Source organism: Paracoccus sp. (in: a-proteobacteria) (genome assembly GCF_030604785.1).
Lineage (GTDB): Bacteria > Pseudomonadota > Alphaproteobacteria > Rhodobacterales > Rhodobacteraceae > Paracoccus.
Map to the genome: position 1 here is coordinate 1 of NZ_JAUVVF010000064.1, position 11,592 is coordinate 11,592.

9 protein-coding genes are annotated in these 11,592 nt (G+C 72.1%); 4 read left to right on the plus strand and 5 right to left on the minus strand.

Annotated features, from left to right (window positions below; all coding sequences use genetic code 11):
• The 3 genes from QAR72_RS15005 to QAR72_RS15015 form a co-directional block, all read left to right on the plus strand.
• Positions 1-1,150 (plus strand): FHIPEP family type III secretion protein (locus tag QAR72_RS15005; RefSeq protein ID WP_304618186.1); only part of this gene is annotated, 1,150 nt, incomplete at its 5' end.
• On the plus strand, positions 1,147-2,145 hold the full coding sequence (locus tag QAR72_RS15010; RefSeq protein ID WP_304618187.1) for a hypothetical protein: 999 nt from the start codon (positions 1,147-1,149) through the stop codon (positions 2,143-2,145). The genes QAR72_RS15005 and QAR72_RS15010, both read left to right, overlap by 4 nt.
• On the plus strand, positions 2,123-2,887 hold the full coding sequence (locus QAR72_RS15015; protein ID WP_304618188.1) for a sigma-70 family RNA polymerase sigma factor: 765 nt from the start codon (positions 2,123-2,125) through the stop codon (positions 2,885-2,887). The genes QAR72_RS15010 and QAR72_RS15015 overlap by 23 nt, the downstream gene beginning before the upstream one ends.
• 63 nt (positions 2,888-2,950) lie before the next feature.
• Here the strand turns inward: QAR72_RS15015 and QAR72_RS15020 are convergent, their stop codons facing one another.
• Positions 2,951-4,180: a hypothetical protein gene (locus QAR72_RS15020; protein ID WP_304618189.1), complete on the minus strand. Its 1,230-nt coding sequence runs from the start codon at positions 4,178-4,180 to the stop codon at positions 2,951-2,953.
• Positions 4,181-4,330: 150 nt separating this feature from the next.
• Between QAR72_RS15020 and QAR72_RS15025 the strand changes: the two genes are divergently transcribed.
• Positions 4,331-5,167 (plus strand): lytic transglycosylase domain-containing protein, encoded by an 837-nt coding sequence (locus QAR72_RS15025; protein ID WP_304618190.1) that lies wholly within the window; start codon positions 4,331-4,333, stop codon positions 5,165-5,167.
• Here QAR72_RS15025 and QAR72_RS15030 read toward each other — a convergent pair.
• From QAR72_RS15030 to flgI, 4 genes are all read right to left on the minus strand, one after another.
• Positions 5,151-6,398, minus strand: coding sequence for a flagellin N-terminal helical domain-containing protein (locus QAR72_RS15030; protein ID WP_304618191.1), 1,248 nt, complete (start codon positions 6,396-6,398; stop codon positions 5,151-5,153). The two genes, QAR72_RS15025 and QAR72_RS15030, sit on opposite strands and share 17 nt — an antisense overlap.
• Positions 6,399-6,406: 8 nt before the next feature.
• A complete protein-coding gene (locus tag QAR72_RS15035; RefSeq protein ID WP_304618192.1) occupies positions 6,407-10,348 on the minus strand; it encodes a FlgK family flagellar hook-associated protein in 3,942 nt (1,313 codons plus the stop codon).
• Positions 10,345-10,611 carry a rod-binding protein gene (locus QAR72_RS15040; RefSeq protein ID WP_304618193.1) on the minus strand — a complete coding sequence of 89 codons (267 nt, stop codon included), beginning with the start codon at positions 10,609-10,611 and terminating at the stop codon, positions 10,345-10,347. Before QAR72_RS15040 ends, QAR72_RS15035 begins: the two co-directional genes overlap by 4 nt.
• Before the next feature lie 36 nt (positions 10,612-10,647).
• Positions 10,648-11,592 (minus strand): flagellar basal body P-ring protein FlgI (gene flgI / locus QAR72_RS15045; protein ID WP_304618194.1); only part of this gene is annotated, 945 nt, incomplete at its 5' end.

Here is an 11,592-nt window from a genome sequence, read left to right on the forward strand (position 1 = left end):
CGATGCGCCCGCCGTCCCCGGCCCCGCCAGCGCCGCAGGGGGCGGCGCGCAGGCCGCCGCCAGCGACGCCCCTGCCCCGATCACGCCCGAAGAGGTCACCGACCTTGCGCCGCTGACGCTGCAGATCGGCTATGGCCTGATCCCGCTGGCCAGCGGGGCCGAGGGCGGAACGCTCGTCTCGCGCATCACTGCGATCCGGCGCGAACTGTCCCGCGCGCTTGGCATCGTGGTGCCGGGCGTCCGCATCCGCGACGACCTGACCCTGCCGCCCAATGCCTACCGGCTGCGGATCGGCCAGACCATCGTCGCCGAGGACATGGCCTATGCGGACCGCAAGCTGGCTATTCCCGGCCACGGCTCGACCCGCAAGCTGGCCGGGATCGAGGTGCGCGACCCGTCCTTTGGCCTCCAGGCCGTCTGGATCCAGCCGCACCAGCACCCCGAGGCGGAAGCCGACGACCACACCGTCGTCGATGCCGAGGCGGTGATCGCCACCCATCTGGGTCAGGTGCTGCAACGCCACGCCGCCGATCTGCTGGGCGCAGACGACGTGCAGGCGCTTCTGGACGCGCTGAACCAGGCCGCGCCCACGCTGGTGCAGACGGTGGTGCCGAAGCTGGTGCCGCTGCATGTGCTGACGGCCGTGATGCGCCAGCTTCTGGCCGACAAGGTGCCGGTTTCCGACCTGCGCCGCATCCTCGAAGGGCTGGCGCAGATCGCGGGCAGCAATGCCAGCATCCCCGCCCAGGCCGAGGCCCTGCGCCCTGCCCTGATCCCGCTGCTGCTGCAGCAGCTCGCGCCGGTGGGTGCCGTCCTGCCGCTGGTCACGCTGGCACCCGATCTGGAACAGATCCTGATCCGCGCCCGCCGCCCGGCCGAGGACGGCATCTCGCTGGATCCCGGCCTTGCCGCGACGATCCTGTCGGAACTGGCCTCCGCGCAAGAGACAGCGCAGGCCACGGGCGGGCATCTGATGATCGCCGTCTCGCCCGCCCTGCGGCGCTCGCTGGCCGCCTTCCTCAGGCCGCATCTGCCTGACGCGCTGGTCCTGTCGCTGACCGACCTGCCCGAGACGCGCCGCGTCGAGGTGTCGCGCAGCATCGGCATGCCGCAGCAGAGCCTGCCCCAACCCGGAGGACAGGGCGCATGACCCGGCTGACGATCCGAGGCGCCGACACGGCGCAGGCGATGGACGAGGTGCTCCGCGTTCTGGGACCCGACGCGCTGATCCTGTCGACCCGGCAGCATCGCGGCCTAGTCGAGATCGAGGCCGCCTCGTCCGACGAGACCGACCTGACCCCCGCGCCACGACCCGAGCCGAACTTCGCCGCAGCCCTGCTGTCGCAGATGGCCGCGCGCCGGGGCGGCGGGACGCCGGTCGGTTGCCTGCCGCCGCACCTGCCGCGTCGGGTGGTTCTGGTCGGTCCGCCCGGCTCGGGGCGCAGCCTGCTGGCGGCGCGTCTGGCGGCGGCCTCGCTGCGTCTGGCCGATGCACCGCGCCCGCGCCTGATCGCGCCGCGTCCCGACAGCCTGACCCCGCCGGGCGTGCTGTCGCGCCATGCGCGGCTGATGGGACTGGTCCCCGAGCGGCCTGTCTGGCGGCTTGGCGGGGTTCCGCCCCTGCCCGCACCATCTCCGGACGAGGTGCAGATCATCGACCTGTCCGATCTGGACGCCGCCGCTCAGCAGCCGCAGGCCTTGGCGCCTCTGGCCGAACTGCCCGGCACGGTCTTCTGGCTGGTCATCCCGACCGGCCTGCACCCGGACTGGCATGACCGCCTGTCCAGCACATGGGCCGAACGCGCAGCCATGATTGTGCTGACCCGCGCCGATCTCTGCCGGCCCACGGCCGATGATCTGGCCCTGCCCGAGCGCAGCGGTCTGCCGCTCGGGCTGATTGCGGCGGGGACGGGCCTCCTGGACGCGCTGAGCCCGGCCATGTCGCCAGCGCCCGAGCCTGCGCCTGCCGAGCCCGCCCATGAACCCGCCCCGGCGCCCTTGGCGCCGGAAGCCGAACCCGAACCCGAACCCGCGCCCCCCTTGGCGGCGGCGGAAGACGAAATCCCGGCCCGGACCCGTCCGGTCGAAATACCCGCCCCGGCCCCGGATCAGGAGGATTGCGATGTTGCCCCGCGGCTATTCTGAACAGGCATGCAACCCTGAAAAACTGGTCTCGGCACATATGGGCCTGGCCCGGCGGATCGCGTGGCATATCCATGGCCGCGTGAACGGCCGGGTCGAGATCGACGACCTGCTGCAGGTCGCCTATCTCGGCCTTCTGGATGCGGCGCAGCGCTACGTCGCCCAGCCCGGCACGCCATTTTCGGCCTATGCGGGCATCCGCATCCGGGGCGCGCTGATGGACCATCTGCGAAGCCAGTCCAATCTGGCGCGGGCGACGCTGAAGATGACGGCGCGCATCCGCCAAGCCGAGCAATCGCTGGCCCATGCCCTGATGCGTCAGCCCAACGACGAGGAGCTGGCCCGCGCGCTGGACATGCCGGTCGCCGAATTGTCGCGCTGGCGGCGCGAGATCGACAGCGTGCAGACGCGGTCGCTGGACGACGTCTATTCCGACCACCTCTCGATGTTCCGCGACACCACGCCGGGCGCCGAGGAGCTGATGATGCAGGACACGCTGCGCCTGCAATTGCGCGACGCCATCGCTCGCCTGCCGGAACGCGAGGCGCTGGTCCTGCAGCTCTATTTCGTCGAGGAACTGAACGTCTACGAGGTGGCCGAGGTGCTGGGCGTGACCACCGGTCGCGTCTCGCAGATCAAGAAGGCCGCCATCGAGCGCCTGCGCCGCTTCATCGCCGAGGCCGAGACCGGCGCTCCGCCCGCGCCGGTCCTGCCCGCATCGCTGCCCCTGTCACCCAGTGTCTGAGGGCGCCGGAACGCCGAAGGCGCCGCGGATCGCGGCGCCTTCGGGATCGGCCTGTGACAGGGTTTATTCGGCGGCGGCGGGCATGAAGGGCGTGACCTGCACCGTCTGGGACATGCGGTTCAGCCAGTCGCGGGCAGGTCCGGCCAGCCGCGCCGACATGTCGGGGCAAAGCTGGGACAGCGCGGCCAGCGCACGTTCATGGCGCTGCAGGCCCTCGGGCATCGGGCAAAGCCGCCACTCGCCGCCTTCGAGCCGCGCCTCGATCCCGTCGGGGCTGTTGCGGAACCAGAAGATGACGCCGTGCAGCTCGTAGGCCTCGGCGATCTCGTCGGCGGGCAGGTCGCGGCGGCGCAGCAGATGCATGCGGGCGAATTCGACGACCACATCGGTGCTGGCCTCGATGATCTCGGCCGCGATGGCGGTCCAGCCATCCGCCCCGCCGCGCGTGATCGCGCGCCACAGCCCGTCGCCCTGCTCGTCACGGAACCACAGCGCGACCCCGTCCGGATCCTCGGCGACCAGGAAGCTGCGCTCGATCAGCCGCAGCCGGGCAAAGGGCTCCAGATCGGCGCGGGCCTGCAATTCGGGGTCCGCCTCTTCGGGGGAAAGCGGCGCCGCAAGATCATGGCGCATCTTCAGCAGCGCGCCATAGCCGATACCGTCCAGAAGCTCTTGTGCGACGCGGCTCAGCATGATTTCGCGCGACGTGAAGAAGCCCATCGGCGCATCGGCCAGACCGGCGATCCGCATCGCGGTCGCCTCGACCTGGCTGGCCTGCTGTCCGGCCAGCGCCCGCAGAAAGCCCAGCAGCGCCTGCGAGACGATCCCATCGTCCAGCTCGGACAGGCGGTCCAGAAGCGACAGCATCGGCTCGGCCAGAAGGGCCGGACCCATCCGCAGCGTGGCGATCTGGCGTTCAAGGACGCGCGCCAGGATCGCAAGCGTCTCGCGCAGGGCGCGGTTCTGGCTGCCGGCGGGCGCGGCGGAAAGATAAAGCGCGCCGAGCGGCTGTTCATCCGGGCCGGTCAGGACCAGGGACAGATCGACCAGATCCGTGGCCCCCGAGCCCGCCGCCCGCAGCACGCAAAGCGGATCGCCCGTGACGCCCCATTCGGCCTCGGCGGGGCCGACGGTCAGGCCGGCCCCCTCGAGCTTGAGCCGCAGATCGTCCAGATCGTCGACCAGTTGCAGGGTGGCACCCTGCGCGCCGGCCAAGACCCGTGCCGCCTCGACCGTGTCACGCAGGTTCGACGCAACGGTGGCTGGCATGCTGAACATGGGGTGATGGGTCATGGTATCCTCGGCACTGAAACTGTACGGGACAGCATCGCAAAGCACGGAAGTGCGAGCCACGATCCGAAAGCATTGGCGCCTGCACCATGGGGATGACGGACTATACGTCAGGACAGGGGCGGGCGGCACCGCGCTTGCATCGCCCATGCCATGTGCCGTGTCACCATCCTTGCCGCTCTGGTCCTGACCATGCTGCTGCCCCATCAGGGCCGCGCCATGACCGAGCCCCTGCCCGACTGCGAATCGCTGGCCGAAGCGGCCGGAGCCGAGGCGGGCATCCCACCCGGTCTGATGACCGCCATCGCCCATGTGGAATCCGGGCGCAGCCATCAGGGCCGCCTGCGGGCCTGGCCATGGACGCTGAACCAGGGCGGGCGGGGGTCGTATCACGACAGCCGGGCCGAGGCGATGCAGCGCCTGTCGCTGATCCTGGCTAGCGGCGTGACGAATGTCGATATCGGCTGCATGCAGATCAACTGGCGCTGGCACCGGCAGGAATTCGAAAGCGAAGCCGCGATGATGGACCCGGTCGGCAACACGCGCTACGCGGCGCGGCATCTGGCCTCGCTCTACACGCTGCATGGCGACTGGACGCAGGCGGTGGCGGCCTATCATGCGGGCGATCCCAGCCGGGGCGGCCATTATCAGGCCAAGGTCGCGGCGGCTCACCGCGCGCTTGGCCAATCCGCCCCCTATCGCACCGCCTCGGCCGACCCGATCCCCGCCACGCCCAGCCTGCCCGAAGGGGGCGTCTGGATCGACGGCACGCCTGAAATCCTGGGCGAAGCGACCCTGGTCGCCGATGCCTCGGGCTATGCCGAGCCGGTCCATCCCGGCCATGCCGCGCCGCGGATCGCGCGGATGCAAGGCATCCTTGCCGCGCCGCAGGGCCATCTTCTGGCGATCGGGATGGGCGGCGACCTCAGGCAGCAAAGGGCGCCGGGGCTGGGCATGCCGCCCCTGTCGCGGATCAGCGCAGGTAATTGAACAGCGACTGGCCGGTGATCTTGACGAAGGTCTGCTGGGCGGCCTGTTCGGACAGAAGCAGGCTTTGCAGCCGCGTGATCGCCGCCGCCACATCCAGATCCTGCACGGCCGAGACCGATTGCTCGACGACCAGCCGCTGCTGGGCGACGCTGTCCTTCTGCCGGTCGACGGCGGCACCCAGGCTGCCGGCTGCGGCGCGTGCATCGGCCATCCGGGCCACGGCCTCGTCGGCGCGGGCCACCACCTCGTTGATCGACAGATGGGCGGGCCGCATCGAGAGGATCGGGCGCGTCGTCGCGCGCGTGTCGGGGTCGATCTGGCCCATCGACAGGACCGGGCTGCGCTGCGGTCCGCCCTGCTGGTCGCTGAGCGTGATGTTGCCCTCGGCGAACATCAGGACCGAGCGGCCATCCGGCGCCATCTCGGCGCGGATGCCGGTCAGATGCGACGCCTCCGAGATCACGCGCAGCGCGTCGCCGGGCGCGTCGTGGCGCAGGTCCAGCCGCAGCCTCGCGCTGCCCAGGGGGCCGGTCAGCGTCACCTCGACCGCCTGATCCTCGCGTCCTCGTTCCAGCATCAGCCGCGCGCCGTTCTCGGCGCGCAATTCGGGCCGGGCCGACAGCATCGGCTCGGACAGGACGCGGATCAGATCATCGGCCATGGCAAAGATGCCGGTGGCATCGTCGCCGAAGACCTGCCCGCCGGGCAACCCGGTCGGCAGGATCAGCCGGTCGCCAAGCGCCGCCTGGCTGGGTGCGGCGTCGCCGCGATAGCGCACGCCGTCCAGCGTGTCGACGAAGGCCGGCCCCGGCGCCGAACCCGAGAAGAGCGGTCGCCCCGCAATGTCCGAACTGTTCGCCGCCGCCAGCATCGAGGCGCGCAGCGTGATCGCCTCGATCCGCAGCGCGGCGTGCGCTTCGGGGGTCAGGGCGTCGTTGGCGGCGCGCAGGGCGATCTGCTTCAGGCCGCGCACGTTCTCGGTCAGGACCGACAGGGTTTGGTCGGTCAGGGCCAGCCGGTCGCTGGCATCGCGCGCCAGATCCGAGCGCGTCTCAAGCCGGGCGCGCACCTCGCGCAGGGCCGACAATTCCACCGCGCGGGCCGGATCGGCCGAGGGACGCGGATCGTTCACGCCCGACGAGATGCGCGCCTGAAGCGCCGTCGCCTCGGCGGTGATCTTGCTGAAACCGCGCAGGGCGAGGCGGGCGAACAGGGCGTCTCCGATGGTCATGATGCCTCTCAGAACATGCGAAGGAGGGTTTCGAACAGGTCGCGCGCGATGGTCATCGCCTGGGCCGAGGCCTGATAGGCCTGTTGCAGCTGAACCAGCCGGGCGGCCTCGGCATCCAGATCGACGGCGCCAAGTGCGGCGTCGGCGCGCTGCGCGGCCTCGGATGCGGCGCGAGCGGTCTCCAGGCTGCGGGCGGCGGCCTGGGCGCGCAGGCCGGTATCGGCCTGAATGCGCGTCAGCCGGTCGCCCAGGCCCGGCGTGCCGCTGGCCGGATCGCCCACACGCAGCGAGGCCAGGGCCATCGCCATCGCGCCATTGCCCGAACCGGGGCCCGCGGCGACGATCTGGAACCGGTCTCCGTCACGCGCGGTGCCGGTGAATTGCAGCACCATCCCGCCCAGCTCGGCCCGGCCCGCCGCGTCGGCGCGCCCCTCGGCCACCACATGGCCGCTGAGCGTGTCGCGAAGGATCAGGCGGCCAGTGGCGGCATCGGCCACCTCGACCTCCAGCCGGCCCGGATGGGTCGGCGCGGGCCCGGACTGCATGGTGATGCCCATCCGGGGCGCCGCGCCGCCGCTTGCGACCACGATCAGATCCTCGGGCGGCAGTCCGCTCAGCGCGATCTGGCGGCCAAGGGGACCGGTCGAGCCATGGCTGACCTCCAGCGGTGCCCCGCGCGAGGCCATCACAAGCGTGTCGCCATCGACGCGGATGGCCGCATCCGGCCCGCCAAAGCCCGCCTGCGGGATATGGCCCACGACCAGCCCGGTGGCCGGCGCGGCCAGATCCAGTCGCAGCGCGCCCGTCGCCGGGTTGCGGCTGGCCAGCCCCGGAAAGCCCGGCGGCACGTCAAGCCCGCCGCCCGGCAGCAGCCGCAGCGTGTAATCCGCGCCCGCCACCCGCACCGGCAGGTCTGCAGGCAGCGCGCCATTATCGGTCGGCTGGCCGGTCAGCACCATGCGCCCCTGCCCCGGCCCGAAGCCGAAGGCCGCGGCCTGCGCCGTCAGAAGGCCCGCCCCGTCGGTCACGCCCTCGGCCCGGATCACCAGCCGCATCGAAGCGTCCAGCGCCGCCGTGACGCGCCCCGGCTCGGGGCCGTCGATCACCGGCTCGCCGTTCTGGAACCGCAGACGATAGGTCGCGCCGTCGACCTGCAGGGGCAGGAACGCCCCCTCGGGCGGCAGCGCGGACAGGGGCGCCGAAATCGCCTCGGCGACGGGCGCCTCGGCGCGCAGCAGCGTCGCCATGGTCAGCGCGATCTGGCGGGCGGGGGTCGCGGGGGCAAAGGCCGCCTCGGCGGTGATGCCGTTCAGGGTGACCGACAGGGCCTGCCCGCCCTCGGCCAGGCCAGGGATCGCGGGCAGATCCAGACGGGCCACCGCGCCGGCCGCGCTGAAGCGCACGGGTGCGGGCGCGACGGGGGCCGAAACGGCGCCCCCCTCGATCTGGAAGCCCGCCGCATGGGTCAGCATGACGGTCCCGCCTTGCCGCCAGGCCTGCCCGGCGGGCAGATCGGCGGGCAGGCCCAGACGCTGGCCCTCGGGCGTGGCGGGGGCAAGCTGCAGCGCCCCCTGACGGTGGATCAGCGTGATGTCGTGGCCCTGATCCTGCACCAGCAGCAGGCGGCTGCCATCGGGGGCCATCTCGGCGCGGATGCCGGTCGCCGGCGCGGCGCGGTTCAGCGCCTCGGCCAGGGGCGCCGGATCGTTGCCGGTCAGAAGCGCCTCGATCCGGACCGGGTTGCCGTTCAGCCCGACCAGATCGAACGAGACCGGGCCGGCGCCCAGCCCCGAGACCTCAAGCGCGGTGCTCGCCTCGGCGGTCATGCCCGGCAGCGCGGCGTTCAGCCGCCCCGCGATCACGGCGGCGCTGGCCCCTTCGGGCAGCGCGATCCGGGCGCTGCGGCCGGACAGATCGGCCAGGTTCAGCCTGGCGGGAGGCGCGACCGGCAGGGCGCCGGGCGCCCCGATGACCGGAGAGGGCGCGGGAACCTGCGCGCGATGCAGCGCCTCGGCCCCGGTCAGCGCGACCGTGGCGCCGCGATAGCCCGCCCCGTCCAGCACCAAGGGCGAGGGGTCGTAGACCGCGCCGGGCAGAAAGCCGTTCTCGGGCGTCAGCAACGCTGCCGCCTCGGCCGCCGAGAGCGGGGTTCCCGCGACATGGCGTCCGTTGCGGGTCAGGATCTGCATCGTGCCCGAAACCGGCTGGCCGGGCTCGGCCAACCCGGCGATCAGGCCCGACGGCCCCAGAAACTGCGCATCGGGCAAGGGGGCTCCGGCGGGGCGGGTCAGCCGCAGCGTGTCGCCCTGCGCCTCGGCCACCAGGCCGAGCGAGGCGAGGCTGCGCCCCTGATCGTCGGTCAGCCCGCCATTCAGCGCGGCGGCCATCGCGGCGGCATCGCCAAGGCCCGCAAGGTTGAAACTGCCATCGGGCATGACCAGCGCCTGCGCGCCCGCGGCCGGGGACAGGGTCAGCGCGGGCGCGCGGCCAAGGCTGGCCACCGTCACCGCCTGCGTGCCGGCCGGGATGAGGCCCACCACCCCGCCCAAGAGGTCCATCGGCTGCGTCTGCCCGGACAGCGTCGGGATCGGCGCGGCGGGCGGCGGCTGAAGCAGCGCCGTCAGCTGCGCCGAACCGGTATTGCCCGGCTGCGCCGCCGCCGCAAAGGCCGAGGCCGCCGCCAGCGCCGCGGGATCGGTCAGCACCAGCCGCAGATCGGCGGCATGGCCCGTGACCGGGCGCAGCGCGATCCGGTCGCCGTCGCGGGCCGCGCCCGCGATGCGGACCAGCACGCCGTCCAGCAGCAATTCCTCGCGGCCCGAGCCCAGTTCCGCGCCTTGCGCATCCAGCGCGCGCCACAGGCCCTGCGCGCCGTCAAAGACAAGATCGATCGGCGCGCGGGTTCCGCTGGCCGCCATAGTGGTGAGCGCGACCTGCACGCGGCCGGAATTGCCCGCCGCCGGGTCCGCGCGCCAGCCGTCATTGGCCAGCATGTCGCCGCCCGGCGTGCCGCGCAGATCGACCCCGCCGCGATGGATGCGGTTGATCGAATTCGTCATCTCGCGCGCGAAGGCGTCCAGTTCGGCCGCGGCCATGTCCAGCGCGCCAAGCGCCCGCGACATTCCCGCCAGACTGCCCGAGGCCAGCAGCCGGGACTGCGTGACCTGCCCGTCCGAGGCCCGCACATGCAGGGTCAGCATGTCCTCTCCGGTCACCGACAGCGCAGCGGGGCGCACGCCCTCCAGCAGCAGGGGTCCGGCCTCGCTGCCCAGACGGATCGTCGGACGGCCCGCCACGCCGAGCGTGACCGAAATCGGCAGGATGCGCGCCAGTTCGGTCAGCGTCGCGTCGCGCCGGTCGGCCAGTGCGTGGGCGCCCTCGCCCGCCTCGGACATGCGGCGCGAGATGACGGCCAGTTCCTCCAGCAGGCCCTGCGCGGCCTCGGCCTGCGCGGCGGCGTCGACCAGCATGTCGCGGCGCAGGGTCTGAAAGCCCCGCCCCAGCCCCGAGACGGCATCCGTCAGCGCCGCCGCCTGTTGCAGCACAAGCCCGCGCGTCGTCATGTCGGTCGGATTGGCTGCCAGCCGCGCCAGCCCGTCGAAGAAGGCGCGCATCGTGCCGTCGACGCCCTCGTCTCCGGGGATCATCAGCGTCTCGATGGCGGTCGCCCCCGCCAGATGCGCCTGGGCGGCAGCCTCGCCGCCCTGCGTGTTGCGCGCGCGATCCGCGACCAGTGCGTCGAAGGCGCGGCGCACCTCGGCCAGGCTGACGCCCTGCGGACCAGAAGGCATTGTCGTCGGCGTGCTCTGCGCGCCGTGCTGCGTCACGGTCGCCACATCGCGGCGGCGGAAACCCTCGGTGTTCACGTTGGCGATGTTCTCGCCGACCGTGGCCAGCGCGGTGCGATAGGCGAGGATGCCGCTGCGGCCGATATCCAGAAGGTTGCTCATGGTGCGTCACCTGCGGCAGACGGCGCGAATTGCCGCGCGATGGCTTCGGCCAGTCCCAGACCCGCCGCCCCGGCCGAGGCCTTGGCCAGCTGGCTGTCCAGCATCTCCTGCGCCGAGGTGACGGCGCTGCTGCCGGTCAGGCTGTCGCCCGGCAGACCCGCCCGCCCGGCCTTGAGCAGCTCTGACAGGAACAGCGCCTCGAAGCCCTGCGCGGCCTGCATGATCTGGTCGCGGTCCGGGCGGTCCGGGGCGCTAATCGGCATTCCGGCAGAGGCGGCGGTGATCTGCATGGCGTGACCCTAGATGATGACAAGCTCGGCGCGCAGTGCCCCCGCCTCGCGCAGCGCGTCGAGGATCGCGACCAGATCGGCCGGGCTGACGCCCACCGCGTTGATCGCATCGACGAGGCTGGACAAGGTCACGCCGGCATCGAAGACGAAGGCGCGCGCCGCCGGCTGGTTGACGTCGATCTGCGTGTCGGGGGTGACGACGGGATCGCCCGGCGTGATGACCGTGCCGCCCGGCCCGGTGGCGGCATTGGTGCCCTGGGCCACGTTGAAATCCTCGGTCACACGCACGGTCAGCGAGCCATGCGTCACCGCCGCAGGCGAGACGCGGACATTGCCGCCGATCACGACCGTCCCGGTGCGGGCGTTGATCGCCACGCGCGCAGGCGGCGCGTCAGGCGTCACCTCGATATTCTCAAGCGCACCGGCAAAGGCCACGCGCCGCCCCGGATCGGCGGGCGCATACACGCTGATCGAGGCCGCATCCACCGCGATCGCGGTGCCCTGCCCGAAGGTTGCATCGATGGCGCGCACCACGGCGGCCGCGGTCGAGAAATCGGGCCTGTGCAGGTTCAGCACTAAGAAGTCGGACGACTGGAACGGCGATTCCACCGCGCGTTCGACCGTTGCCCCGCCGGGAATGCGCCCCACTGTGGGGATGTTGACGGTCAGGGACGAGCCGTCATTGCCTTCGATCCCCAGCCCGCCGACGGCCAGATTGCCCTGCGCGATGGCATAGATCTCGCCATCGGCGCCCAGAAGCGGCGTCATCAGCAGCGTGCCGCCCTTGAGCGACTTGGCCTGTCCCACGGTCGAGACGGTCACGTCGATCATCTGACCGTCGCCCAGACCGACGAGGCCGCCCCCGAGACCGAGGATCAGGCCGACCGTTGGGCACAGCTGAATGCCGGGGTGGACCTGTCGGCCGAAACGCTGGAGCGCATCGGCGAGATCGCC

Excerpts from the sequence above, each read along its gene's own strand:
- QAR72_RS15010 (WP_304618187.1), top strand. The coding sequence starts at position 1,147 with ATGACCCGGCTGACGATCCGAGGCGCCGACACGGCGCAGGCGATGGAC.
- QAR72_RS15015 (WP_304618188.1), top strand. The coding sequence starts at position 2,123 with ATGTTGCCCCGCGGCTATTCTGAACAGGCATGCAACCCTGAAAAACTG.
- QAR72_RS15020 (WP_304618189.1), bottom strand. The coding sequence starts at position 4,180 with ATGACCCATCACCCCATGTTCAGCATGCCAGCCACCGTTGCGTCGAAC.
- QAR72_RS15025 (WP_304618190.1), top strand. The coding sequence starts at position 4,331 with ATGTGCCGTGTCACCATCCTTGCCGCTCTGGTCCTGACCATGCTGCTG.
- QAR72_RS15030 (WP_304618191.1), bottom strand. The coding sequence starts at position 6,398 with ATGACCATCGGAGACGCCCTGTTCGCCCGCCTCGCCCTGCGCGGTTTC.
- QAR72_RS15035 (WP_304618192.1), bottom strand. The coding sequence starts at position 10,348 with ATGAGCAACCTTCTGGATATCGGCCGCAGCGGCATCCTCGCCTATCGC.
- QAR72_RS15040 (WP_304618193.1), bottom strand. The coding sequence starts at position 10,611 with ATGCCGATTAGCGCCCCGGACCGCCCGGACCGCGACCAGATCATGCAG.